This window comes from Snodgrassella sp. B3088 (assembly GCF_026535815.1).
Classification (GTDB): Bacteria; Pseudomonadota; Gammaproteobacteria; order Burkholderiales; family Neisseriaceae; genus Snodgrassella; species Snodgrassella alvi_E.
This window is the reverse complement of sequence record NZ_JAFNPG010000034.1, coordinates 1-26,737: the sequence shown is the minus strand read 5'-3', so window position 1 is coordinate 26,737 and position 26,737 is coordinate 1. Positions and strand designations below refer to the sequence as shown.

At 42.3% G+C, this 26,737-nt stretch carries 23 protein-coding genes; 6 read left to right on the top strand and 17 right to left on the bottom strand.

What is annotated here, in order from left to right:
• Positions 1-258 precede the first annotated feature (258 nt).
• The 5 genes from pheS to thrS form a co-directional block, all read right to left on the bottom strand.
• Positions 259-1,248, bottom strand: coding sequence for a phenylalanine--tRNA ligase subunit alpha (pheS, locus tag J3U75_RS09660; protein ID WP_267391926.1), 990 nt, complete (start codon positions 1,246-1,248; stop codon positions 259-261).
• Between the two features lie 273 nt (positions 1,249-1,521).
• Complete coding sequence (gene rplT, locus J3U75_RS09655; protein WP_025330521.1) at positions 1,522-1,878, bottom strand: 50S ribosomal protein L20; 357 nt, start codon at positions 1,876-1,878, stop codon at positions 1,522-1,524.
• 12 nt (positions 1,879-1,890) lie between these two features.
• A complete protein-coding gene (gene rpmI / locus J3U75_RS09650; RefSeq protein WP_037405875.1) occupies positions 1,891-2,088 on the bottom strand; it encodes a 50S ribosomal protein L35 in 198 nt (65 codons plus the stop codon).
• A 280-nt stretch (positions 2,089-2,368) separates the two neighbouring features.
• The gene (gene infC, locus J3U75_RS09645; protein WP_100141263.1) at positions 2,369-2,887 is read right to left on the bottom strand and encodes a translation initiation factor IF-3; all 519 of its coding nucleotides are present in this window, start codon (positions 2,885-2,887) and stop codon (positions 2,369-2,371) included.
• 21 nt (positions 2,888-2,908) lie between these two features.
• On the bottom strand, positions 2,909-4,816 hold the full coding sequence (thrS, locus tag J3U75_RS09640) for a threonine--tRNA ligase (protein ID WP_267391924.1): 1,908 nt from the start codon (positions 4,814-4,816) through the stop codon (positions 2,909-2,911).
• Between the two features lie 243 nt (positions 4,817-5,059).
• On the opposite strand from thrS, the gene tgt reads away from it, so the two are divergent.
• The 3 genes from tgt (at position 5,060) to J3U75_RS09625 (ending at position 9,325) form a co-directional block, all read left to right on the top strand.
• A complete protein-coding gene (gene tgt, locus J3U75_RS09635; RefSeq protein ID WP_267391923.1) occupies positions 5,060-6,175 on the top strand; it encodes a tRNA guanosine(34) transglycosylase Tgt in 1,116 nt (371 codons plus the stop codon).
• A 113-nt stretch (positions 6,176-6,288) separates the two neighbouring features.
• The gene (gene argH, locus J3U75_RS09630; RefSeq protein ID WP_267391922.1) at positions 6,289-7,671 is read left to right on the top strand and encodes an argininosuccinate lyase; all 1,383 of its coding nucleotides are present in this window, start codon (positions 6,289-6,291) and stop codon (positions 7,669-7,671) included.
• A gap of 451 nt (positions 7,672-8,122) precedes the next feature.
• A complete protein-coding gene (locus J3U75_RS09625; RefSeq protein WP_267391921.1) occupies positions 8,123-9,325 on the top strand; it encodes a hypothetical protein in 1,203 nt (400 codons plus the stop codon).
• A gap of 287 nt (positions 9,326-9,612) precedes the next feature.
• On the opposite strand, the gene xerD is transcribed toward J3U75_RS09625, so the two are convergent.
• The 8 genes from xerD to rph form a co-directional block, all read right to left on the bottom strand.
• Positions 9,613-10,512, bottom strand: a complete 900-nt coding sequence (xerD, locus tag J3U75_RS09620; RefSeq protein WP_267391920.1) for a site-specific tyrosine recombinase XerD — start codon at positions 10,510-10,512, stop codon at positions 9,613-9,615.
• Positions 10,506-10,859, bottom strand: coding sequence for a methylated-DNA--[protein]-cysteine S-methyltransferase (locus J3U75_RS09615; RefSeq protein WP_267391919.1), 354 nt, complete (start codon positions 10,857-10,859; stop codon positions 10,506-10,508). Before J3U75_RS09615 ends, xerD begins: the two co-directional genes overlap by 7 nt.
• Before the next feature lie 97 nt (positions 10,860-10,956).
• A complete protein-coding gene (locus tag J3U75_RS09610) occupies positions 10,957-11,403 on the bottom strand; it encodes a peroxiredoxin (protein ID WP_267391918.1) in 447 nt (148 codons plus the stop codon).
• 38 nt (positions 11,404-11,441) lie between these two features.
• Positions 11,442-11,825 carry a hypothetical protein gene (locus J3U75_RS09605; protein WP_267391917.1) on the bottom strand — a complete coding sequence of 128 codons (384 nt, stop codon included), beginning with the start codon at positions 11,823-11,825 and terminating at the stop codon, positions 11,442-11,444.
• A gap of 87 nt (positions 11,826-11,912) precedes the next feature.
• On the bottom strand, positions 11,913-13,151 hold the full coding sequence (locus J3U75_RS09600; RefSeq protein ID WP_267391916.1) for an MFS transporter: 1,239 nt from the start codon (positions 13,149-13,151) through the stop codon (positions 11,913-11,915).
• A gap of 6 nt (positions 13,152-13,157) precedes the next feature.
• On the bottom strand, positions 13,158-14,090 hold the full coding sequence (gene ttcA, locus J3U75_RS09595) for a tRNA 2-thiocytidine(32) synthetase TtcA (RefSeq protein ID WP_267391915.1): 933 nt from the start codon (positions 14,088-14,090) through the stop codon (positions 13,158-13,160).
• Between the two features lie 108 nt (positions 14,091-14,198).
• The gene (locus J3U75_RS09590) at positions 14,199-15,440 is read right to left on the bottom strand and encodes an aspartate kinase (protein WP_100141252.1); all 1,242 of its coding nucleotides are present in this window, start codon (positions 15,438-15,440) and stop codon (positions 14,199-14,201) included.
• Positions 15,441-15,644: 204 nt separating this feature from the next.
• Positions 15,645-16,382: a ribonuclease PH gene (rph, locus tag J3U75_RS09585; protein ID WP_267391914.1), complete on the bottom strand. Its 738-nt coding sequence runs from the start codon at positions 16,380-16,382 to the stop codon at positions 15,645-15,647.
• A gap of 162 nt (positions 16,383-16,544) precedes the next feature.
• Between rph and J3U75_RS09580 the strand changes: the two genes are divergently transcribed.
• Positions 16,545-17,417 (top strand): YicC/YloC family endoribonuclease, encoded by an 873-nt coding sequence (locus J3U75_RS09580; RefSeq protein ID WP_267391913.1) that lies wholly within the window; start codon positions 16,545-16,547, stop codon positions 17,415-17,417.
• Between the two features lie 94 nt (positions 17,418-17,511).
• Here the strand turns inward: J3U75_RS09580 and dapC are convergent, their stop codons facing one another.
• Complete coding sequence (dapC, locus tag J3U75_RS09575; protein WP_267391912.1) at positions 17,512-18,699, bottom strand: succinyldiaminopimelate transaminase; 1,188 nt, start codon at positions 18,697-18,699, stop codon at positions 17,512-17,514.
• Positions 18,700-18,887: 188 nt separating this feature from the next.
• Positions 18,888-20,057 (bottom strand): NAD(P)H-dependent flavin oxidoreductase, encoded by a 1,170-nt coding sequence (locus J3U75_RS09570; protein WP_267391911.1) that lies wholly within the window; start codon positions 20,055-20,057, stop codon positions 18,888-18,890.
• Positions 20,058-20,386: 329 nt separating this feature from the next.
• Here J3U75_RS09570 and J3U75_RS09565 point away from each other — a divergent pair, with 329 nt between their 5' ends.
• Both J3U75_RS09565 and J3U75_RS09560 read left to right on the top strand, forming a co-directional pair.
• A complete protein-coding gene (locus tag J3U75_RS09565; protein ID WP_267391910.1) occupies positions 20,387-20,914 on the top strand; it encodes a C40 family peptidase in 528 nt (175 codons plus the stop codon).
• A gap of 59 nt (positions 20,915-20,973) precedes the next feature.
• Positions 20,974-22,179, top strand: a complete 1,206-nt coding sequence (locus tag J3U75_RS09560) for an acetate kinase (RefSeq protein WP_267391909.1) — start codon at positions 20,974-20,976, stop codon at positions 22,177-22,179.
• A 190-nt stretch (positions 22,180-22,369) separates the two neighbouring features.
• On the opposite strand, the gene J3U75_RS09555 is transcribed toward J3U75_RS09560, so the two are convergent.
• A complete protein-coding gene (locus J3U75_RS09555; protein ID WP_267391908.1) occupies positions 22,370-25,738 on the bottom strand; it encodes a calcium-binding protein in 3,369 nt (1,122 codons plus the stop codon).
• Between the two features lie 665 nt (positions 25,739-26,403).
• Entirely contained in the window at positions 26,404-26,649 is a 246-nt protein-coding gene (locus J3U75_RS09550; protein WP_267391907.1) for a hypothetical protein, read from the bottom strand.
• Positions 26,650-26,737 lie beyond the last annotated feature (88 nt).

Below are 26,737 nucleotides of genomic sequence, written 5' to 3'. Positions count from 1 at the left end.
GGATTGTTTAATCTGTAATTTATGTAACTTCGCTTTTGGAATTCGTATTAGGTTAAGATGAATTATTCTAGTTTGTTATAGGGTGAATAATTTTTTAACCATAAAAATTCATCAGTCGTTCACTAGTGAGATGATTACGCTTTGATGTTAATCTTATATCAGTGGTAATGAATGTTGTTTTGTTTCGGCTATGCCTGAATTGGATAATTCAGGGATTGGCTTAAAACAAGTTCATTACTTTTAACAGACACTTTGTAGTTAATCCTGAAACTGTTTCAGAAAATTCAAGTCATTGTCGAAAAAAAGGCGCAAATCATTAATTCCGTAGCGCAGCATGGCAAATCTGTCCAGACCAATGCCAAAGGCAAAACCTGTATATTTTTCAGCATCTATATTGACGTTTTTTAATACATTTGGATGCACCATGCCGCATCCGCCGACTTCGAGCCAACCTCGCTCACCCATGATATCAATTTCAGCTGATGGTTCGGTAAATGGGAAAAATGAAGGGCGGAAACGTACCTGTAAATCATCACGTTCAAAAAAGCGACGGATAAAATCGGTAAATACCGCTTTAAGGTCGGCCATGGTCACACCTTCCTCAATCCACAATCCTTCTGCCTGATGAAACATTGGTGAGTGGGTGGCATCTGAGTCTACCCGATATACGCGTCCTGGAGCAATAATGCGAATCGGCGGCTCTTTTTTGTCCAGCATGTAGCGTATCTGAATAGGAGATGTATGGGTACGTAGTACGTTGCCATTTTCGACATAGAATGTGTCTTGCATGGCGCGAGCAGGATGGTTTGGTGGAATATTCAATGCTTGAAAATTATGAAAATCATCTTCGATTTCCGGCCCATCGGCTACGGTGAATCCCATGCTGTGAAACAGTTCTACAATCCGCTGTAAGGTTAAGGTTACAGGATGTAAACCACCTATATTTTCGCCGCGACCGGGCAGAGTCACATCCAGTGCTTCGGCCGCCAGCTGTTGTTGCAGTTTGGCTTCGTGCAGTGCATCACGTTGCTGGTTATAGGCAGATTGAAACTGATTTTTGCACTCATTTATGTGCGCACCGGTGGTTTTGCGTTCTTCCGGTGTCATTTTTCCTAGTGTTTTTAATAGGGCGTTGAGTTCACCTGTCTTGCCCAGATAACGGGCTTTTACCAATTCTAATGCAGGTAAATCAGTAGCTGATTGAACAGCAGCGATGCCTTCGGCAACGATGCGGTTGGCGTTTTCCATAACAAGATTCTTTACTTAAATATAAACCGAAGAGATGTGTAATGCTTTGTCTTGCTCTTAAAAATACTGGAATTGTGAATAATACCGAATCTGAAGCGGACAAAACGAGGTATATAACACGCTATAATATATTTTTTGCTAAAAGCTTATTTTAACGCGAAATTCATGCGGTAAACAATGTTAAGCTATCAGTTTAAATATAATTAAAAAGTTTGATAAATCAGGAATGAAAAAAAAGGAAACCGAAGTTTCCTTTTTTCCAGAATCTGCTTATCAGGCTAAAGCAGCTTTTGCCTGTGCGGCCAGCTGAGCAAATGCAGCTTGATCAAATACGGCCAGATCAGCCAGTACTTTGCGGTCGATAACAATAGCCGCCTTTTTCAGACCATTCATGAATTTGCTGTAAGACAAACCGTTCTGACGTGCTGCAGCATTGATACGTACAATCCATAACTGGCGGAATTGACGTTTGCGTTGACGACGGTCACGATAGGCGTACTGACCGGCTTTCATTACTGCCTGTTTGGCAATACGATAGACGTTTTTACGACGGCCGCGGTAGCCTTTGGCTAACGCTAAAACTTTTTTATGACGTGCACGAGCGGTAACACCACGTTTTACGCGAGGCATAGTTCAAACTCCTTAAGCGTAGGGTAACATTTTGTGGATAGAAGCCATATCGCGTTCATTCACCAAAGAGGTGCCACGCAATTGGCGTTTGTTTTTAGTGGTTTTTTTCGTCAGGATGTGACGTTTGAACGCATGAGCGCGTTTTACACCACCGTTACCCAATACTTTAAAGCGTTTTTTTGCGCTAGATTTGGATTTCATTTTCGGCATGGGAAAACTCCATTGTTGTTTGATCAGGCGAGGGGTGGCTGTATACAGCACTTTGACCCGCACACCACGGTTTTTGCCGCCTGAATATTGCTTTGCGCACAGCGGCGATGCACAAGGACGAGGATTATAATATATCTGTGTCGTTAAGACAATATCGCTGTAGTATGCTTCTGCCGACACAGTCATGTTGTGATTATTTAGGTTGCTTGAGTCAATATATGAAAAACCTCATTTCAGGTGAGTAAAATGAGGTTTTTATAAGACAGGCTGAGTTTGATAATTATTTCTTTTTCGGTGCGATTATCATCACCATTTGGCGACCTTCCATTTTTGGAAACTGCTCAACAGTGCCGATTTCAATCAAATCAGCTTGAATGCGTTTGAGTAGTTCTGCTCCTAAATGTTGATGAGCCATTTCACGTCCACGAAAGCGCAGCGTGACTTTTACTTTATCGCCATCTGTTAAAAAGCGAACAATGTTGCGCATTTTAATCTGATAGTCACCTTCATCAGTACCAGGGCGGAATTTGATTTCTTTTACCTGCACCTGTTTTTGCTTTTTGCGCTGTTCGTCGCGTTTTTTGGATTGTTCGTATTTGTATTTACCAAAATCCATTAATTTGCAGACGGGTGGTTTGGCGGTAGGGGCAATTTCCACCAGATCCACATCGTTCTCTTCAGCCAGTTTCATGGCCTGCTGAGTAGATACTACACCCAACTGTTCGCCAGTTGGACCAATCAAACGCACTTCTTTAATGGTGATTTCACCGTTGATGCGTGCTTCGCGTTCTTGAGCGATGGTCGTACTCCTTATTCACGTTTAATGAAGAGACAAGGCTTCTTGTTTCAGCTGGCTAATGAATGTTTCAATATCCATCTGACCCAAATCTTCGCCGCCGCGTTTGCGTACGGCAACCTTGTTGTCCTGTTTTTCTTTCTCGCCTATAACCAGTTGATAGGGAAGGCGTTGCGTACTGTTATCTCGGATTTTGTATCCAATTTTCTCATTACGCAAGTCTAAATGCACGCGGAAGCCTTCTGCGGTTAATCGCGTGGCAAGTTGTTGACAATATTCTGTCTGTGCTTCAGTGATATTCATAATCACCATTTGTACCGGTGCTAACCAAAGCGGAAATGCGCCGGCATGATGTTCAATCAGAATACCAATAAAACGTTCTAATGAACCTAAAATGGCTCGATGTAGCATTACTGGTCGGGCACGGCCGTTTTCTTCGGTGACATATTCTGCACCAAGACGTTCTGGTAATACAAAATCCAGCTGGATAGTGCCACATTGCCACGAACGGCCTAATGCATCTTTAATGTGATATTCTACTTTCGGGCCGTAGAATGCGCCTTCACCGGGTAATTCTTCCCATGTAACGCCACAGGCAGTCAGAGCTTCGCGTAAACCCTGTTCCGCTTTGTCCCATATGGCATCAGAACCGGCACGTTTTTCAGGCCGAAGGGATAATTTAACCGATACATCATTGAATTCAAACTGGCGGTAAATGCGCATGACCAGTTCGTTGAATGCTTTGGCTTCACTGACTATCTGGTCTTCGGTGCAGAAAATATGAGCGTCGTCTTGTGTAAAACCACGTACGCGCATCAGGCCGTGTAGGGCGCCAGAAGGTTCATTTCGGTGACAAGAACCGAATTCGGCCAGACGCAAGGGAAGGTCGCGATAAGAGCGTAAACCCTGATTGAAAATTTGGATATGACCAGGACAGTTCATGGGTTTTACTGCGTAAACACGTTTTTCCGATTCGGTAATAAACATGTTTTCTTTGTAATTATCCCAGTGACCGGATTTTTCCCAAAGGCTGCGATCCATAATCATTGGGGTTTTGATTTCCTGATAGCCAGCAGCTGCTAGTTCACGACGCAGGTGTTGTTCGATTATCTGCCATAGTGACCAGCCCTTGGGATGCCAGAATACCATACCCGGTGCTTCGTCCTGCAAATGGAATAAATCCATTTGTTTGGCCAGTTTGCGGTGGTCACGTTTTTCTGCTTCTTCTATACGCTGGATGTAGGCGTTCAAATCTTCCTTGGTAGCCCATGCGGTGCCGTAAATACGCTGTAACTGTTCGTTTTTAGCATCACCACGCCAATAGGCGCCTGAAAGTTTTGTGAGTTTGAAGTTTTTAAGAAAGCGGGTGTTGGGAACATGCGGGCCGCGACACATGTCTACATATTCCTGATGATAATATAGACCCATGGCTTTTTCATCAGGCATGTCTTCAATCAGGCGCAGTTTGTAATCTTCGTGCCGCTGAGTGAATACTTTGATAACTTCATCCCGCGGTGTAACTTTTTTGACTACGTCATAATTCTGTGCAATCAGTTCTTTCATGCGGGCTTCAATTGCTGCAATATCTTCGGGCGTAAAGGGACGTTCGTACCAGATGTCGTAATAAAACCCATCTTCGATTACTGGGCCGATAACCATTTTGGCATCAGGATACAGTTGCTTTACAGCATGGCCAACCAGATGAGCACAGGAGTGACGAATAATTTCTACACCTTCTTTATCTTTGGCAGTAATGATGCTGACTTGAGCATCTTCTGTTACTTGATCACATGTATCTACCAATTTACCATTAATTTTACCGGCAATGGCGGCTTTGGCTAAGCCTGTACCTATGGAAGCGGCAATGTCGGCAATGCTTAAAGGCGCTTCAAACTGACGAACTGAGCCGTCTGGCAAGGTAATGTTTAACATGCATACTCCACAAACAACAGACCGGTCTCGTTTGTTACGAGTGAGAATATCAGATGGCCGCTTTTGTTTATATTTATAAATTAATGGGATAATTTAATGCGTCAGTTCTGATGAACTTTCGCTTCAGTTAAGGAATTTATTTTAACGATTTGGTTTTTGCTTGGCAATGCTTGCCCGGCGAAATGTGTAGGTTTGGGCTATAATGGGAAATTCTGTCATATTTTTTGATATTAAATAAGTTATATGCTGAAATTTACTTTACAGCGTACGGATGGTTTTGCGCGCCGTGGTACGCTTGAATTGAATCATGGTACGGTGGAGACGCCGGTTTTTATGCCGGTGGGAACTTATGGTTCAGTAAAGGCAATGTCGCCACGTACTCTAGAGGAAATTAAGGCGCAGATTATTCTGGGTAATACGTTTCATCTTTGGCTGCGACCGGGTTTGGATGTTATCCGTGATTTTGGTGGTCTGCATGATTTTATAGGTTGGAAGCGGCCGATATTGACGGATTCAGGTGGTTTTCAAGTGTTTTCGCTGGCGCAAATGCGGAAGCTAACAGAAGAAGGGTGTACCTTCCGCAGTCCTATTAACGGCGACAAGCTGTTTTTATCACCTGAAATATCTATGCAGATTCAGACGGTGCTGAATTCTGATATTGTGATGCAGCTGGATGAATGCCCTGATGGAAATGTGGATGCAAGAGAAGCAGAAAAATCTTTGCAGATGAGTTTGCGCTGGGCAGAGCGTAGTAAAAACGAATTTGAACGTCTGAATAATCCGAATGCTTTGTTTGGTATTGTGCAAGGCGGAATGTATGAAGACCTGCGTGAGCAGTCGCTTGCTGGTTTGGAAGAAATCGGTTTTCCCGGTCTCTCTGTAGGTGGTCTTTCGGTGGGAGAGCCAAAACCTGAAATGTATCGTATTTTACGCGCTATTGGACCTAAACTTCCGGCGAATAAACCGCACTATCTGATGGGTGTGGGTACACCTGAAGATTTAGTATATGGTGTGGCGTATGGTATTGATATGTTTGATTGTGTGATGCCAACGCGAAATGCGCGTAATGGATGGCTGTTTACACGTTTTGGAGATGTGAAAATCCGTAATGCAATCTATCGCCATGACCAGCGCCCGCTGGATGAAAGCTGCGATTGTTACACTTGCCAGCATTTCAGTCGTGCTTATCTGCATCATTTGCAGCGTGTGGGTGAGATTCTGGGTGCTCAATTAAATACAATTCATAATTTACGCTATTATCAGATTCTGACTGCAGAAATGCGTCTGGCTATTGAAGCGGGTAAATTTAGTGAATTTCAAATGCGTTTTCATGCTGATCGTGCCCGAGGTGTTTTGTAGGTTTGTGTCTGTCGGGAGTGGTGCTGTTTTGTAAGTGTATATAATTTGTTGCTGATAGTTGAAGTTTGTCAGCAATGTTTTGTGTTTTTATAGAATATAGTGGAGAAAGTTGTATGGGTGAAAAAGCCTGGTCGGGCCGTTTTCATGAGCCGGTTAGTGAGCTGGTAAAGCAGTACACTGCATCGATTACTTTTGATCAGCGTCTTGCTCAATGTGATATTGAGGGTTCTCTGGCACATGCGCAGATGTTGCAGCAGGCTGGTGTGCTTAGTGCGGAAGATTTGAACGCAATTCAGCAGGGTATGCGGGAAATTCTACATGAAATTGCTGCCGGTAAAATCAACTGGTCAGTTGATTTGGAAGATGTTCATATGAATGTGGAACATCTGCTTACGCAGAAAGTCGGTGATGCCGGTAAACGTCTACATACCGGTCGAAGTCGCAATGATCAGGTAGCGACGGATATCCGTTTATGGCTGCGTGAGGAAATTGACCGCATTGTGTTGCTTATCATTGATTTGCAGTCTGCGCTGGTTGATTTGGCTGAAAAAAATGCAGAGGTGGTGATGCCTGGCTTTACGCATATGCAGGTGGCTCAGCCTGTAAGCTTTGGGCATCATATGCTGGCGTATGTGGAGATGCTGGGACGAGACTGCGAGCGAATGCAAGATTGCCGCCATCGAGTAAACCGGATGCCTCTGGGTGCGGCCGCGCTGGCAGGGACAACTTTTCCGATAAATCGGGAAGTGACAGCGCGATTACTGGGCTTTGAGGCTATATGTCAAAATTCTTTGGATGCAGTATCAGATCGGGATTTTGCTATTGAGTTTACTGCAGCCGCATCGATTCTTATGATGCATCTTTCAAGGCTGAGTGAGGAACTGATATATTGGATGAGTCCGTGCTTCGGCTTTATTGATATTGCCGACCGTTTCTGTACAGGGTCGAGCATTATGCCGCAAAAGAAAAATCCGGATGTACCGGAACTTGTGCGCGGAAAAAGTGCGCGGGTGGTCGGACATTTGATGGGGCTGATCACCTTGATGAAATCGCAGCCATTGGCTTATAACAAAGATAATCAAGAAGACAAGGAACCTCTTTTTGATACGGTAGATACGTTGGTTGACACACTACGGATTTATGCCGATATGATGCGTGGTGTGAGTGTGAAGCCTAAAAATCTTCGAGCAGCGGTTTCACAGGGTTTTGCTACGGCAACTGATCTAGCTGATTATTTGGTGAAAAAGGGTTTACCATTTCGTGACAGTCATGAGGTGGTGGCACGTGCTGTACGTCTTGCTGAAGAACAGCAAAAAGAATTAAGCGAATTACCTCTGGTTGTGCTGCAGTCTTTCTCTGGTTTGATTGAGGAAGATGTTTATCAGGTATTATCGCCGGAAGGCAGTTTGAATGCTCGTAATCATATAGGTGGTACGGCACCTGAGCAGGTTCGGGCACAGGTGGCTCGCTGGCGTAAGTGTTTACAGAGTAGTTAGTTCTAATTGTATGGGCTGATATGTCTTATTCAAAAAAACAGGCAGATTTTTCTGTCTGTTTTTTTATATCCAGAAAAAAAATTCAAATATTTTTATGTCATGTTTTTTTATGATTATGAGCAATTGTCGGTTTTTAATCTATCGTGATTGATGAGTGCCATTTTATGATGTATGCGAAAATCAGAAATAAGGGGACAAGGTGTGTATTGATGTCATTGTTTAATGTAGTCAGAAGTTATAAGTAAAATGATGTTTCAGGTAATTTGCTGTTTATTAGGTATTTATTAAATATAATTACAGATAGGTTTGTTTGTAGTTGATTATATGGTGATAAATCATATTTGATTTTAGCCATACATGAAATTTATGATGTGCTGGTATAGTTTGCGTATATCATTTACAATAATTAACGTATTTAAATTTTTTTGAATTTTGTTTTCAAGGGAAAACTATGCAATTACAAATGACTAAATTAATTTTGGCGCTTACAGTGGGCGGATTGTTATCTGCATGTGGGTCTTCTAAGATAGAACAATCTCCTGATAGGATGGTTCGCGCTGGTATGCAGCGGATGATGAAGGAGGACAATCAGTACAATTTTTCGGGCACGCTTAAACTAGATGTACCAAATCAGGTTAATGCAGATATAGCTGATAAAAATTCTGATGTAATTGAACATAAAGCAAGTGATGCCTTTGACATGGATTTAGATTCGAATTCGGATGAAGAAGCAGAAGTTGCAGATGAAAGAGATTTCTATAAGAAGCAAATGAAGTCGTTAAATAGGGTACTAAATTTATTGAGTAAATCTTTTACCATTCCTTTCACCGGTGCAGTGGATATGCCGAAAGGACGTGTGGAAGTTATTCCGGAATTGCGCTATGAAAACAAAAATGCTTTAGTTTCTTATAAATTTCCAACCTATATTGATTTTAATAATTTAGCAGTGTATGTGGATGCCTCTGCGATAACTAATATCTCAGATATTATGAATGAGCAATCAAATCCTACTCGAGTAGTGGGGGACAGATATTTGCAAGTAGCCGTACCACAAGAACGACTGGTGCATTTACCGGTTGAAGATTTGCTTAAAAGCCTACCTAAATCTGTAGATGATGGTTATGCTGCTATTGATGCAAATGCATTTACAAAGGTTGATGTAGATGAATTCGGTAAAAATCTGGAAGCTAAATATCAGGTTAGGCTGAATTCAAACTATGCAATGAGTTTGAAGTATGATATAGCTATGCTGAAAAGCATTTCTGAAAGTTTGAAGCAGGCTGCTGCTAAAGCCGGATCGGATAGTAAATATCAACCACAGGATTATGCGGTTTTACAAAATGTTGTTGATGGTTTGACGGCTATCTATACTGGTGATGATAATGGCAGGTCTGGTGTACCAGCTGCTTATTTTATTCAGCAGTTGAAAAATAACTCTTCACCGATTATATATAATTTTTATCTGGATTCTAAGGGACGTATTACTGGGATGAGAACTGAAATGGAAATCCCTTTGGATAAAGTTAAAGAATTTAAGCAAGCAATTAAAATGGACTATCGGATCAAGTTTGACTATACCGGAAGTCCGAAATTTACGATGCAGCCTACGCCACAGAATTCTGTGAATATTGGATCTAGCTTAGGTTTATTTTAATATTATTTGGTGTTTGTATTATTAGTTCGAATACAGTGTGGCCAGTATGCAATGCGTGCTGGCTATTTTATTGGATGATGCATTATGTGTCCGTTTGGGATCAGCATAAAAAAATGTTGGATTAAGCAGGTTAAATAAAAGATTTTAATAGTTAGCTTCTAATTATTTTTTGATGTCATTATGATGTATTAGATAAACTGATTCCGGCGCTTTCAGATTAGGCAACTGGTTGACTGATTGGTAAGATATTTATATAAAATAAAATTTTCACTTGAATATAAATTGTTTTAGCCACGTGGGTGGTGCTCATGTACCAGTTGTTTCAGGCGTTCATTGGCAACGTGAGTATAGATTTGGGTGGTCCCTATGTCTGCATGTCCCAGCAGAAGCTGGACGACGCGCAAATCGGCTCCGTGATTAACCAGATGTGTGGCAAAGGCATGGCGTAATCCATGCGGACTAAGGTGATGAATACCGGCAGCGCTTGCATATTTGGTTACAATCATCCAAGCAAGCTGGCGGCTGATGGCGGTTTTTTTCTGGCTGACAAATACGGCATCACATGCTTTTCTTTTAAGTAAGGCAGGTCTGGCATGTGTAAAGTAGTTTTGTAGCCAGTCTGTGGCTTCTTCGCCAAGAGGTACCATGCGTTGCTTGTTGCCTTTACCGATGGTGCTAAGTAAGCCGTTTTGTAAATCAATTTCGTTTATGTGCAGGTTGACAGCTTCGCTGACACGTAATCCGGTGGCGTACATTAGTTCGAGTAAAGCTTTATCGCGCAAACCATGTATCGATTCAGTATCTGGAGCTGCCAGCAAGGCATCTATCTGGCTTTCAGATATGATATCGGGCAGATGCTGCCCTTTTTTCGGCATCTGAAGTTGCTCTGTGGGTAAATCCTGCCGCCGATTGTATTCTTGCATCCAACTAAACAGTCGTTTGCATGCTGATAAGGCGCGCGCTTGTGATGATGGCTTTTCTGTATCTATAAATAGGGCAGTGGCCAGTGATAACGCGTCTACGTTGGACCAGTTCAGTTGCTGTGCATGTAAGCGTCGGGCTATTTTGCTTAGATCGCGTCGGTAGCTTTCGAGAGTGTTAAAAGCCAGTTGTTCGCTCAGCCATAAATGCTCTAGTAATGATTCAATTGGTTCGAGCAATTCTGCTGGTAAGGCTTGGGTTACCATGTGGCATTTTCATGGGTAAGTAGCCAGCGTTTGATACCCAGTTCGAAACTATCGTTGCTCAGACTGAATCCACCTAGACCAGTAGCTGAAATTACTCGGTGACAGGGAATGATAATAGGTAAAGGATTTTTACCACAAGCTTGCCCCACAGCTCTGGGGGCGCTGCCCAATTGGCGCGCTATGTCGCCGTAGGTGACTACCTGCCCATATGGTATGGAGGCGATAACCTGCCACACGCGCTGCTGAAATTCAGTACCTGCGGATGAGGGTGAAAGATTGAAATTGTGTAAGGTGCCGTCAAAGTAAGCGTCAAGCTGTTGTGCCCAGAAACCGGTTAATTCGGGCATTTTTTCTGTTGTGTCTTTTTGCCAGCGTATGCTTTGTATGTAATTCAGCGGGTGGCAATCTATAATTAGCGGGCAGCAAGGGGCATGGTAGAGGTAACTAGACATGGTTTTGTAAGGTATCTAAAACGGTCTGAGCATGGCCGGCTGCTTTGACTTTGCGCCATTCCTGCACAATGTTGCCATTTTTATCTAGAATGAAGGTGCTTCTTTCTATACCGAATACTTTTTTGCCATACATGTTTTTTTCTTTGAGTACGTCAAACTGTCGGCACACCTTTTCTTCGCAATCGGATAACAAGGTGACGTTGAGTTGATATTTGCAGATGAAATTGTGATGACTTTTTTCTGTATCGCGGGATATGCCCACTACGCTGTAACCAAGTTGTTTGAATTGAGGTAGTAAGGCGCTGAATTCCTGTGCCTCAGTTGTACAGCCCGGGGTGTTGTCTTTGGGATAAAAATAGACAACGGCGGGTAGGTGTTCGGCGATGCTGAAGCTGTTGTCTTCAGCGTCGGGCAGAGTGAAAAGCATTGATTCTGACATATTATATTTTCCTTTGTATGGATATTTATGCTGTTAATTTAGTCACGGATAAAAGCGGTAATCAGTGGTTTATCGCCAATCAGGCGGCTGCAATGTCCGTGAATGTTTGTATCAAATGAGACACCTGTTGGTAGGGTGTCTGCAGAATAGAAATATTCACCAGGTCCGAAGCGGCGGGTTGTACCATCACGCAAGCCGATTTCCATGATGCCCTGTAGTACAAATAGCCATTGCGGTTTGCCGGTACAGTGAAAGTCGCTGGCAAAGCCAACCGGACTTTGGCGTAATTGTAGACCTTCCGCATTCATCCATATGGATAAGCGGCTTTTTTCATTGCCTTCGCTTAATTCGATTTTTTCTTCCTTAAAACGGGCAAAGCCGTCTTTGTCAGTAAAGAGAATAATTTTGTTTAGTGTGGTCATGTTTATTTGTTGAATAATGGCTAAAAAATCAGTGCAGGGTATTGTACCACTGCACTGATGGAAAAATTAATCAGTCAGGCTGGTTTATCAGCCTATTACGCCAAGGCTGTCGTCTTTGGATGGGGTTTGGTTGTGTTTAGGTATCAGCCACAGGGTTGCAATGATGTCTAACAGATAGATGGACGCTAGTAAGCACAAGGCGGCATAGAAAGACCATTCTTTTACAAAAAAACCTATAACAAGTGGTCCAAAACCGCCAACTCCGCGACCAAGGTTGAAGAGGACGTTCTGAGCTGTGGCGCGTACATGTGGTGGGAAATTATCGGATATGAGGGCGCCATAACCACCAATCATGCCATTAACAAACAATCCCATTATTGCTCCACAGATTAGCAGGGCGGCAGGATCCTGTAATTGGGCATACTGTGCCACCATAATAAAGGCACCTATTTGGTAAATCAGAAAAATTTTCCAGCGTGCAAAATGGTCGGCGAGAAATCCAAATAGCCAGATGCCGATAATCATTCCGATTACGGTGACTGCTGTCCAATTACCGGATGCAGTGAGGCTGAAGCCCAGTTTGTTGGCCAGATAGCTGGGCATCCATATCATTAAACCGTAGTAGCCAAAATTTTGTACTGCACAGAGAATGAAGATGCCAAGGCTGGTTTTGGCCGTCTGACGGTCTTTGATCAGTAAACACAGGCGACCTGAAAAGGACAGCTCACCTTTGGCTTTGTGTTCACGGGTAAACTGCTCTGGTTCGCTGGTATCGTGACGGATGAAGTAGGAGGCCACAGCAGGAAACAATCCGACTAGGAACATACCGCGCCAGCCAATAATGCTGAGCAAGAATGGGGTAATGAATGCGGCAGCCAGTACGCCGAGCTGCCAGCCTATGCCGACAAATGCTGAGGCACGATTGCGCTTTGCTGCTGGCCAGACTTCTGCAATCATGGCCATGCCGATACCGAATTCACCGCCTAGGCCCATGCCAGCTAGTGCTCGATATATCAGCAGATCATAGTAGCCCTGTGCAATGGCGCATAGGCCAGTGAATACGGCAAACATAAGAATAGTCAGTGAGAGCATGCGCACACGGCCGAATCGGTCGCTTAGGTGACCAAATACAATGCCGCCAACAACTGAGCCAATTAGGGTCCATGTGACGAGAGAACCGGCCTGAGAAGCGTTGAGACCAAGGTCTGTGCTAATGGCGCTGAGCATAAAACCCAGTATCAATAGGTCGAAACCATCCATGGCGTAGCCACTAATGGCGGCGACCATGGCTTTTGCGGGAGTTAATTTTTTTCTTGATTGATTCATAGGGGCTTAATGTCGGGAATCTAAAATGTTAATAATAGGTTTTACTGTGGTTGCAAGCTGTGTAAATTCGCCGGTCTGTGCCAGCGTTGGTGTAGTTGGATAATATTCACGGTCAAAAGCTGTATCGCCACCATGTGGCAGTTTTTGTCCTTGTTGCAACGCTACGAAGTTAAATAACTGAGTGTCTGCCAAATGAGAGGGTATGACGTTCTGCAAGGCGGAAAACATGGATTCAATCCGTCCGGGAAATGTTTTATCCCACTGTTGCAGCATATCTTTAATTACCTGTCTTTGCAGATTGGGCTGAGAGCCACAAAGATTGCATGGAATAATGGGGAAATTCTGGATTTGTGCAAAGCGAATGAGGTCTTTTTCTTTAACATAAGCCAGAGGACGGATGATGATGTGCTCGCCATTATCTGATAACAGTTTGGGAGGCATGGCTTTAAGCTTGCCACCATAGAACATATTAAGAAACAGGGTTTCCAAAATGTCGTCGCGATGGTGACCTAAAGCGATTTTGGTACAGCCATTTTCTTTTGCTACTCGGTACAGAATGCCGCGCCGTAAACGGCTACACAGCCCGCAGGTGGTTTTACCTTCATTGATCACGCGTTTGACAACACTATATGTATCTTCTTCAATGATTTTAAACGGGACATCCAGACTGCTCAGATAATTCGGCAAAATATGCGCTGGAAAGCCTGGTTGCTTCTGATCCAGATTAACGGCCAGAATCTCAAACCGTACAGGAGCGGATTTCTGTAATCGCAGCAGGATATCCAGCAATGCATAGCTATCCTTGCCACCAGAGAGGCAAACCATGATTTTGTCGCCGTCTGCAATCATCTGAAAATCATTGATAGCAGCACCAACCTGATGACGGAGCCGTTTGACCAGCTTGTTGTTTTCGTATTCGTGTTTTGGTGTATGGGACATGGATGCAGCAATAATTTAAACAAATAGCTGCCATTGTACAATAATTAAAGGCCGACTGATGTGACTCGGCCGGCCGTTTGTGAACTTTACAAGAATTAAATAGATGTTTTAACTTCTTTGGGATGGTTCTTTATCAAGCTCAAATACTTGATGCAGCACGCGCGTAGCCAGCTCCAGATATTTTTCATCAATTAACACGGATACTTTGATTTCAGAAGTAGAAATCATTTGGATATTGATGTTTTCTTTCGCTAATGTGCGGAACATGGTGGAGGCAATGCCTACATGTGAACGCATGCCCATGCCAACAATGGAAACTTTGCATACGGTATCATCGCCGCAAACTTCGCGGGCACCGATAGTTTTCTGCACTTCATGCAGAATATCCAATGTATTTTGATAATCGCTACGTGGTACGGTGAAAGAGAAATCTGTGGTGCCTGCAGAACCTACATTCTGGATAATCATGTCTACTTCAATATTGGCATCGGCTACGGCACCGAGTATCTGAGAAGCCATTCCCGGTGTATCCGGCACACCACGCACATTAATTCGTGCCTGATTTTTATCAAAAGCAATACCGGATACTGCCGCATGTTCCATCATATCTTGATCCTCTTCAAACGTTATTAAAGTACCTTTGCCACTGTTTTCCAAACTGCTTAAGACGCGCAGCCGCACTTTGTATTTGCCGGCAAATTCTACCGAACGGATTTGCAAAACCTTGCTCCCCAAACTAGCCAGTTCTAGCATTTCTTCAAATGAAATGGTTTCTAGACGCCGTGCTTCTGGTACGACCCGCGGGTCGGTTGTGTAGACGCCGTCTACATCGGTATATATCTGGCATTCGTCTGCTTTCAATGCTGCGGCCAGAGCCACAGCTGAGGTATCAGAACCGCCTCTGCCTAGCGTAGTGATGTCGTTGTTCGCGTTTACACCCTGAAAGCCTGCTATGATGACAACCTTACCTGCATTCAGATCGCTACGAATGCGAATTTCGTCAATTGCATCGATTCTGGCTTTGGTGTGAGCGCAATCGGTTTTTACCGCTACCTGCCAGCCGGTATAGCTTTTGGCATCTACTCCAATGCTGTGTAAAGCCATGGCTAGAAGGCCGATCGTAACTTGCTCTCCGGTTGAAAGTACAACATCCATTTCACGTGGATTGGGTTTTTCCTGTATTTCATGAGCCAGTGCAACTAAACGATTGGTTTCGCCACTCATTGCGGAAACCACTACGACAACATCATCACCATTGGCTTTGGCCTGTGCTACCCGACGCGCTACGTTTTTAATGCGTTCTACTGAACCTACTGAGGTACCGCCGTATTTCTGTACGATTAACGCCATAATACTGCTTGCTTTCTGAGTTGTTTTATTGTCAAAAAAGGAGAGACTGTGTAAACACTATCTGCTTATTTATCCAGTCAGGGCGTTCTTTGTAGCATTTTTATCATGTAAAAACAAGCCGCTGAATCAGTATTTTGTCAGATTCAAGCGGCTTGTTTTAAATTATCTTTAAATTTAGATAATAGTTAGTTGTATTTGTTTGAATTAATAGGCTTTTAATGCTTGCTGCTGAGCAGCAAGAATAGAACGAATGCCTTTTTGTGCCAGACTGATTAATTGATTCAACTGCTGGATACTAAATGTGGCACCCTCTGCGGTACCCTGAATTTCCACTAATTGTTCTGATGCAGTCATAACAATGTTGATGTCAGCATCGCAGTTTGAATCTTCTGGATAATCCAGGTCAAGTAACAATGTGTTGTCAAGCATACCAACAGAAATAGCGGCAACTGCTTCACGGATGGGATTTTCTATGATGACGCCTTGGTTAAGCAGTTTGCTTATAGCCAGAGACATCGCGACGAAAGCACCACTTATGCTAGCGGTCCGGGTACCTCCATCAGCCTGAATTACATCACAATCAATCAGTATTTGGCGGCTGCCCAGCTTTTTCATGTCTACTACTGCCCGTAAGGAACGGCCAATCAGGCGCTGGATTTCCTGTGTTCGACCAGTCTGTTTACCAGCTACTGCTTCACGGCGCATGCGCCCGTTGGCAGAAGCGGGCAGCATGCCATATTCTGCAGTCACCCAGCCACGTCCGCTTTCTTTCAAAAAAGGAGGTACATTTTCATCGATGGTGGCTGTGCAGATAACTTTGGTATTACCGCAGCTGATAAGTACGGAACCATCAGCATGAGGCAAAAAATGCGGAACAATCGTCAGTTGACGCGGTTCATCGTTTGCACGGTTGGTGCGGTTAGGTACTGTATTGGTTTTCATGCTGGCAGGACAGGAAAGAGTGATAAAGCAAATATTATATTACTTGTATGCTGTTCATCATACTAATTAGGTCTTTTAAGAATTAAGCGGATTTCGTTATACTTGATTTAATTGCCAGTTTGAATAATAGCAGGCAGGAAAAAACGTTTTAAGGAAAATAATATGTTATACAGTATGACTGGCTATGCAAACGGTTCAGGACAATTTGGTAGTCGTCAAATCAACATTGAGCTTAGGGCTGTAAATCATCGTTATCTAGACATTCAGTTTAAAGTACCAGAGGAATTACGTCCTTTTGAAGGACAGATGCGTGAATTAATCAGTGCGGAAGTGGCTCGTGGGAAACTGGAATGCCGCATACAGATTCAGGCATTACCTAATCAGAATACAGAAAGTCTGCCTATCAATCATCAATTGGTAGAGCAGCTGGCTGCATTTAATCATCAGTTGCGTCGCCAGCATAAGGATTTGGGTAAGTTAACAGTGGCCGATATTCTTCATTTCCCTGGTGTGCTTATGGCCACTTCAGAGGATGATGATGTCTTATTAAATGGTGTGCAGACATTGCTCAAGCAAGTATTATCCGAACTTAAGGCTGCAAGGGCTCGAGAAGGAGAGAAACTGCAACAGCATCTGTTGAACAGGCTAAATGATATGAGCGATATTGTGGCTGCAATACAGCAGCTGTTTCCTCAATTGTTGCAGGATTATATGAATAAGTCCGAAACACGCTTACGCGAAGCTGTGGCACAGGTAGATGCGGAACGTCTGAAACAAGAATTTGTACTGTTTATGCAAAAGGCTGATGTGGATGAAGAGCTGAATCGGCTGAATACACATATCGCTGAAACAAGACGTCTTCTGCAGGAGCATAATGGTAGTGTAGGTAAGCGTCTAGACTTTCTGATGCAGGAACTAAACCGTGAAGCGAATACGCTGGGTAGTAAAGCCATTGCCATTGAATGTACTCAGGCTTCAGTAGGGCTGAAAGTGCTGATTGAACAAATGCGTGAACAGGTACAGAATGTAGAATAATTGCTATAGCATTATAAAATTAAAACCAGAAATATTTGTATTCAATACATGCATTTCTGGTTTTATGTTATTAATTATTTGTTTAAAGATGTTGTTAGAAAGACAAATTAACCATTCGATTAGCTGCCTCAATGCATTCTTCTACACTGGAAACCAATGCAATGCGGACATAACCGGCACCAGCGTTGCCATGAGGTGTATTGCGTGCAAGATAGCGACCCGGTAATACCCTGATTGCAGCCTTTTGCCATAATTTTTGAGTAAAGGCTAAATCATCGCAGTCGGGTACTGATAACCACAAATAAAAAGAGGCATCAGGTTTGTGGATAGCGAATTTGCGCTGTAAAATTGGTAAGACTTTATCGAATTTTTCTCGGTACAGTTGTCGGTTTTCGATTACATGCTGTTCATCATTCCATGCAGCGATACTGGCGTACTGTACTGGTAAACTCATGGCACTACCATGATAGGTACGGTATAGTAAAAAGCTGGACAAGAGTTTGCTGTCGCCAGCTACAAAGCCCGAACGCAATCCTGGTGCATTAGAGCGTTTGGATAGGCTGGTGAACATAATTAAATTATCAAATGTTCGTCCCGATTGTGTTGCAGCTTGCAAAGCTCCTAAGGGTTTATTGTTATCATCAAAGTAAATTTCTGAATAACATTCATCTGAAGCAATAACAAAGCCATATTTGTCTTGTAGTGCAAATAATTTCTGCCATTCTTCTAGATTCATGACGGCACCGCTTGGATTGCCTGGTGAACAAACGAATACCAACTGCACTTTTGACCATGTGTTGCTATCAATTTCCTCCCATTGGGGCATGAAGTGTGGTGCCCGACAATTGACATATTCTACTCGTGCGCCAGCCAGTAAAGCAGCTCCTTCATATATCTGATAAAACGGATTAGGGCTAATTACGACAGGTTTATACTCGCTGCTTGTATCTATAATGGTTTGGGTAAAAGCAAATAATGCCTCTCTACTACCTAAAACTGGCAGCACTTCACTTTCAGCATTGACACTTAAACCATCATATCGGCGGTTTAGCCACTGGGCGCAGGCTTCTTTTAATTCAGGTATCCCCGCCGTAAGGGGATATACAGCAAATCCGTCCAGATGTTGCTGCAATGCGTCCGTAAGCACTGCAGGGGTGGGATGCTTTGGTTCGCCAATATGTAAGGATATAGGTTTTAGATTGGCTGGCGGTTCTAATCCATCCGTTAATTTACGCAGGCGGGCAAAAGGATAGGGTTGTAATAATTCTAGTTTTGGATTCATAGTGGTATATGCATCAAATTTTCTATACTTTGATACTACCACCAATCTGTTTACCGCAGCAGTAAGTTGTAATTTTTATTACTGCGCTTATATCAGTTGCTGGCAGACTTAAGCGTATTAAGTGTGTATAAAACTAATGAATAAATAAAAAGCCACATATTAAGTGGCTTAATGAACAAAATGAACACTCAGGCAGATTTTTGTTCAGCATGTATATGTCCGGTTAATAAATAGTCAATGGTTTCTTTAACCGTACGCATAGCATTGCCAAAAGGTAAAGGATCTTTACCGCGGAAAAACAAACCTTTGTCAGTTTCACCGCGCCAAGCTGCAGCCAACTTTAAGTCAATACAAAATTGGCCGACTTTTTCCAGTCCATCACGTAGTCCACATACAGATAAACAATTAATACCTTGTGTACAGCGTCGTGGATCGGCTTTGGCATTGGCCTGCAAAACACTTTCTCGTTTCAAGTAGCTGTCTAGAAATTTAGTTTTGACACCGCGCGCTGGTAAACCGGCGACAGACATGAACTCAACAATTTGTTCACCTTCAGCACCAGCCAGTGTTTTTTTGAAATTGATATGTGCATCACCTTCCTGCGTAACGGCAAAGGCTGTACCTATCTGTACGGCGGCAGCACCCCATTCTTTCAGGGCGGTGGAGATTTTCTGAAAGTTGGCCATCCCACCAGCGATGATTAAAGGGATTTTTTCCCGCTCTAAATCCAGTTTTTTAAATAATTCAAATGTTTCGGTTAAAACTCGTTTGAATTCAAAACGTTCATCATTGACTCCAGCTACTGTGGCAGCTCCAAGATGACCGGCTGCATGTGCTGGGTGCTCAATTACAATTGCATCCGGAAGCCGGTTTTTTTTCATCCAGCGTTTGAGGACAATGGCGATACCACGGGATTCGGACAAAATCGGCAAAAGAGCAACGTCAGGAAAATTTTCGGTCATATCAGGTAAATCTAATGGCAAGCCTGCACCCATTACAATTGCATGAGCACCGGATTCACAGGCTTGTTGTACCATTGCCTGATGGTCTTTTACCGCTTTCATGACATTTACGGCAATCATGCCTCGTCCTTCTGACTGTGCCAAGGCAGCTTTGATTTCTCGGTCTAAAGCAATCCGGTTGAGGGAATCGTATTTTTCCTGGGTGGGATTTTCTTTAGATTGTTCCAGTAAATCGGGATGAAGATGACGCAAATCTACACTTGCAATGGTACCAACACCATTTTCACGTGCTACGGCACTGGCTAGTTTGGACGCGGAAATACCTACGCCCATCCCTCCCTGTACTATCGGAATGAGATGATGATTGCGAATAATGAGTGGTGCAAAGTCCTGCATGCTGCTTCCTGTCTCTTGATGCCCGATGAGTGTCATTACTACTAAAGTGTTATAATTGCGGCTGAAAAAGCGGACAGGCGTCTGTTTCTCAGCTGGTTTTTACAAATTAGTGTATCTACTCTATTCTTGCGCAAAGCTACTGTCAAGAAAATAAAAGTCGGCAAGGGCGTTTAAATCAGGCTTTGTTAGCTCTTTTGTGGGTTTTGTACGACAAGGTTAGGTATTGTAATGATAATCAGTTAAGCCTTTTTGCTTAGAGAAATTATTACCAACTCATGTTATATTTCCGTAGTAGGGATGAATCAGTTAATCACACAGGGTATCAATGAATGATGGCATGTAATGCACAGCGGCGTGCCGTTTTAGGCGCGCTGATTCTGTTTCTTTCGGCCTGTGGTACTGGAAAACGAAAAGGAGTTCAGATTGCCAGTCAGCACCATCTGGCTCCTATCCGGATTACTAAAATCAGCCACCGGGCAGGCAGCCAGGAATTAATGCTGCAAAGCCTGAGTCTGATAGGCACCCCGTACCGATATGGTGGTAGTACCCGTGATAATGGTTTTGATTGTAGTGGTATGGTGCAATATGTTTACCAGCAAGCTTTGCAAGTAAGGCTACCCCGTACTGCTCGAGATATAGCCGCTGTTTCTGCTCCAATTCGTACGCGCGATCTGGAGGTCGGGGATTTGGTTTTTTTCAATACTTCGGGTCAGACGTATTCTCATATGGGGTTGTATATCGGTAACGGTGAATTTATTCATGCTCCTTCCAGTAACGGTGTGATTCGTACGGCCAGACTGGATCAACCCTATTTCAGCCAGCGTTTTACAGGTGCACGAACGCTGTTTGCCCGTTAATCAAAAAAAGAATGAACTTTCTTTTTGAAACTGAGTAATAAAATAAACAGGACAACAACATGAGTGAGCAAGATTTAGTATTGGTACTTAATTGCGGCAGTTCTTCCGTGAAAGCTGCAGTAATGGATGTGGCCGAAAAAGAAGTTTTAATGAGCTGTCTGGCTGAAAAAGTAGGCAATACTGATGCTTTCATTACTTTTAAAATAAATGGTGAAAAACACAAACACGCTTTGACAGGTAGTCATGACCATGTAGCTGCTGTTATGGCTTTGCTGGAACAGCTGAAAGATTTAGGACTGTACGACCGCGTAAAAGCGATTGGTCACCGTGTGGTTCATGGTGGCGAACGTTTTACTCAGTCCACAGTGATTACTCCTGAAGTAATGCGAGATATCGAAGCCTGTATTGTGTTGGCTCCATTACACAATCCGGCTCATATTCTGGGTATTCAGGCTGCTCAGCAGGCATTTCCGGACTTACCGCAGGTAGCGGTGTTTGATACTGCATTTCATCAGACTATGCCTCCACATGCCTATCACTATGCTGTTCCATCCACCCTATATACTCGTTATGGTGTGCGCCGTTATGGTGCTCATGGTACCAGCTATCGCTATGTGGCACAGGAAACCGCTGCTTTTTTAAAGCGTGATATCAATGAAATGAGTATGGTTATTGCTCATCTGGGCAATGGTGCATCCATTACAGCTGTGAAAAATGGCCGTTCACAGGATACCAGCATGGGTCTGACTCCGCTGGAAGGGCTCGTAATGGGTACCCGTTGTGGTGACATTGATCCAAGTATTTTTTCATTCTTAGCTGCTAATGCCAAAATGAGCATCGAACAGATTACTGAAATGCTGAACAAGGAAAGCGGATTGCTCGGTTTATCTAATCTGTCCAATGATTGCCGCATGCTGGAAGAAGCAGCCGCTAATGGACATAAAGGGGCAGAGCTGGCTTTGGATGTTTTTGCTTACCGCTTAGCTAAATATGTAGGCGGCATGATGGTTGCTTGTGGCAGTCTTGATGCGCTGGTCTTTACTGGAGGTATTGGTGAAAACTCTACCATGATGCGTGAAAAAGTAGTGAATTATCTGAATGTGTTCGGTCTGATTCTGGATCATGATGCCAATATGGAAGCTTGCTTTGGTACGCCAGGTGTAATCAGCACAGCAGATAGTAAAGCATCTGTGATGGTGATTCCAACCAATGAAGAGCTGATGATTGCTCAGGATACTGCTCGTCTAACTGGTATGCACCTATAACAATTTATATTTGTTTGGGATGGACACACATCTCAGTTTGTAAAGTAAAACTGGCTCTGTATTTATACTTAGCCGGTTTTATTTTTAAATTATATGTTTGCTTATTTAAAATAATTTTTCGGAAAAATAAAAAGGAATCCCGTGGTGGATTCCTTTTATTAAATATTAAATCGGTATTAAAAATTTAAATTTAATTTCCCCAGTATGATGAAATGATTGCCTGCTGATTGAATAGCATCTTTTGTTCATCTATTGATGGAATGTTTTGCGAATCAGAACTAAAGGATGACATGGCATTCACTAATTGCTGAATTTGTGAGGCAAATATTTCTTTACCATCAGCCGTGGTGATGCAGTATTGGCGACAGTAATCAGTGAGATACCAGTTTTTAACTGTCACCTGATCTGTAGTGCCTAGATGGCTGATAATTAAATCATTGCCGTTATGACTAAACCACAATTCATTACTTTTATAGTCTTTGAAAGCCAGAATATCACCTTGTTGGGAATTTGCAGCCATATCGCTGACTACATCTTGTCCGTGGCCGGCATTGAAAACATACATATCTCTTTCAAAATTGCCACCATAGAGATAATCATTACCTGCACCTCCATTCAGTATATCGTAGCCTTCTTCACCCAAGAGTGAATCATTCCCGCCACCGCCTAGAAGGATATCATTGCCACTACCGCCAATAATATTGTCATCACCTTCTTCTCCGTAAATTGTGTCATGACCTTCATTCCCATAGAGAATATCGTTGCCTTTACCTCCGTAAATAACATCATTGCCTTTTCGGCCATTGATGATGTCGTTGCTGTCCCATCCATTGAGCACATCATCTGCATTGGTACCTTCAATTATGAATGTCATTTTAGCAATATCATCGACGGTGAATGTTTTATCTTCGAAAATAAAGTTGAATGCACGGGTATAGGGGTTTTCGCGGTCGAAAAAATCAGTCAAAGTAACAGAATCATTACTTCCATAAGCCTTAATAATTAAATTATTTCCTGTGCGGCTAAATACAGCATTCGAAGATAATGCTTTTTCAAATTTTATATCGTTAAACTGGCATTTTTCTGTAGATTGGCTTTTGTCATATATAGTATCCTGTCCATGACCAGCCTGGAAGATATACAGGTCTTTGCCTTCTTCACCTGAAAGAATGTCATTGCCAGTACCGCCAATTAGTACATCATAGCCATTGCCACCTATCAGGATATCGTTACCGCTACCGCCGATAAGAATATCGTCCCCATTACCGCCATCAAGGTAATCATCTCCATCACCACCATTCAGAATATCGTTGCCATCTTCTCCATAGAGTTTGTCATTACCGGCATCACCATTCAGTATGTCGTTACCACTTCCCCCAAAAAGGATATCATTTCCCGCTTTACCGTTGATGATGTCGTTACCTTCCCACCCATGTAATACATCATCACCGTCGGTACCGTTTGTCGAAATGTTTATATTATTGATGATATCTGCTGGCAAAGTTATGTCGGCAAAAACAAAATTGTAAGCACGATAGCCGGTATTACTTTGGCTAAAAAAATTGCTTAAAGTAACAGAATCATTGCCACCATAAGCTCTAATGATAAGATCATTGCCTGAGCGGCTAAAAATCACATTTTGAATATAGGCATTTTCAAATACAACATCGTTGTATTGCTCTTTATCCGTACTTGAACCTAAATCATTGATGATATCCTGACCATGGCCGGCCTGAAAGATATATCGGTCTTTTTCCCAGTCCCCACCACTTAGAATGTCATTTCCTGCTCCACCGTTCAAAATGTCATAACCATGTCCTCCTATTAAGATATCATTGCCATTTCCACCTATAAGTATGTCGTTACCATTGCCACCATCAAGATAATCGTCACCGGCTCCACCGCTTAAATAGTCGTTACCATTTTCTCCATAGAGTTTATCGTTTCCATCGTCTCCATTAAGAATATCGTTGCCATTACCGCCATAAATAATATCATTTCCCAATCCGCCGTTAATGATATCGTTGCTGTCCCATCCCTTAAGTATATCGTCTCCATTGGTGCCATCGATTGTAAATGTCATAGCAGCAATATCATTGATACTTAATGTTTTATCAGAAAAGACAAAATTAAACGAGCGGCTGTATTGATTATCTGAATTAAAGAAATCTGTGAAGGTAACAGAATCCTTATCACCATAGGCTTTAATAATCAGATTATTACCTGAGCGGCTGAATTTGGCATCAGTAGAACAAGCATTTTCGAAAATAACATCGTTAAACTGGGTTTTGTCAGTGTCTGTACTATTATCCTGAATGGTATCTTGTCCATGACCGGACTGGAAAATATAGAAATCCTTACCATTTCCTCCATCCAGAAAATCATTACCGCTGCCGCCATTAAGCACGTCTTGACCATTACCACCATACAGATGATCATTTCCATCGCCACCATTAAGAGTGTCGTTATCTTCTTCGCCATACAGCCAGTCATCACCGGCATCTCCATAGAGTATATCGTCACCCTTTCCGCCGTAAATCGTGTCATTTCCCAGCCAGCCACTGATAATGTCTTTACTGTCCCAGCCTGTAATAATGTCATCAATCCAAGTACCGTTTATCACAAAGGTCATTTGGGCAATGTCTTTAACAGTAAGTGTTTTGTCTTCGAATATAAAATTAAAGGCACGCTTTTGCGGACTATCGGGGCAGAAATAATCGGTTAAAGTCACTGAATCATTGCCACCATAAGCTTCAATAATTAAATTATTTCCTGAGCGGGTGAATAGGGCATTTTTTACGTAAGCCTTTTCAAATTTAACATCATTAATACTGCTTACATCTGTTTGGCTGCTTTTATCGTTAATTACATCCCGCCCATGGCCGGCTTGAAAAATATAGAGGTCTTTGCCGTCTCCTCCAGCCAGTATATCGTTACCAGTACCGCCGATAAGAACATTGTAGCCATCATCACTTCCTATCAGGATATCGTTACCATTTCCACCAACCAGCATGTTGTCTCCATGCTCACCTTCCAGATAGTCGTCACCATCACCACCATTGAGGATATCGTTGCCATAGCCACCGTATAGATGATCATTTCCAGAGTCACCGTTCAGGGTATCATTGCCGTTGCCACCATAGATGGTGTCGTTACCAGCTCCACCATTAATAATGTCGTTGCTTTCCCAACCATAAAGTAAATCATCATTATTGGTGCCATTAAGCATAAAAGTCATGGCGGCTATGTCATTCCTGCTTAAAGTTTTGTCGGCAAAGACAAAGTTGAATGCGCGGCTGTAAGCGTTATTGGGGTTGAAGTAATCAGGCAATATTACATAATCTGCCGGTCCGTAAGCTTTGATGATTAAATCGTTACCAGAACGGCTGAATGTGGCATTGCTTGCACAGGCTCGAGTAAAAATTAGATCATTGTATTGGGCTTTGTCATATTCGTTGCCTTTGTCTCTTACGATGCTTTGTCCGTGACCTGGCTGAAAAAAATAGCGATCTTTAGCCCAGTCATTCCCAGTTTGGATATTTTTAACAGTTTTATTCATTCTTATGCTCATTTTGTAGGTTGAAAGAAGTGATAAAGAGAAATTTAATAAAAGTGATGCCAATTTTAATTTCAATATTTAAGTTAAATTTCTTTGAATTGTTCACTTATATTAACCAAAAAATTATGTAAAGTTTTTTATGGCACTCTTGGTAATTTCTGCAAACTATAATTTTTCATAAGCTTTATATTCTGTCTCTGTAGTAAATGATAAATTAATGAATATATCCCATAAATTAACATAGTTAACATAAGTTCTGCAAATGGGATTTTTCAATAGTTTAATGATTCTATTATCCAAATTTTTTTTCTGGATAGAATATTTATGAAATTTTTGTTATAAAAAAACAAATATAAAATATTGTTTATAATTTAACATTTAAAAGGCTAATTAAGGATTTAGGCAGATTGGTTCCCCAATGAATACATCTAGTTATGTGTTTATCCTTTGGCTTTTATAGTGTGAGTATTTTTGGTAGAAGTGTGCATGGACTGGTTTATCTGAAGATAAGCTTATGAACGCATAGGGCAGGTCACCGCGAAAAAATAACAAAGCTATTTAAATCAATAGTGAAAGATTTGAAGGATTTTGTTTTTCATATAAAAACAGGCCTCACAATAATTGTGATGCCTGTTTATTGCATATCTTCTCTTCTTTGAATTTCTCTAATTGAAATAAGCTATCTTAGTAAGAGATTCCTCTTCGAAATCAACATCGGCAAATTGAATAGTATCGGCAGTACCTTGAATATCATTAATGATATCTTGGCCATGAACTTTGGCAAAAACATAAGTATCGTTACCATAGTCACCTTCCATATAATCATTGCATGTACCACCGATTAAAGTATCATTACTCCATTGACGTAAAGCTATCTTTTCCTTTACCTCTGTTGATAAGATTATTTCCATATTTATACGGTAATGATATTATCATTATCATCACCATTCTGGATAAATGTAATTTTATTAATGATATCCTGAGGATTAAGCGTTACAT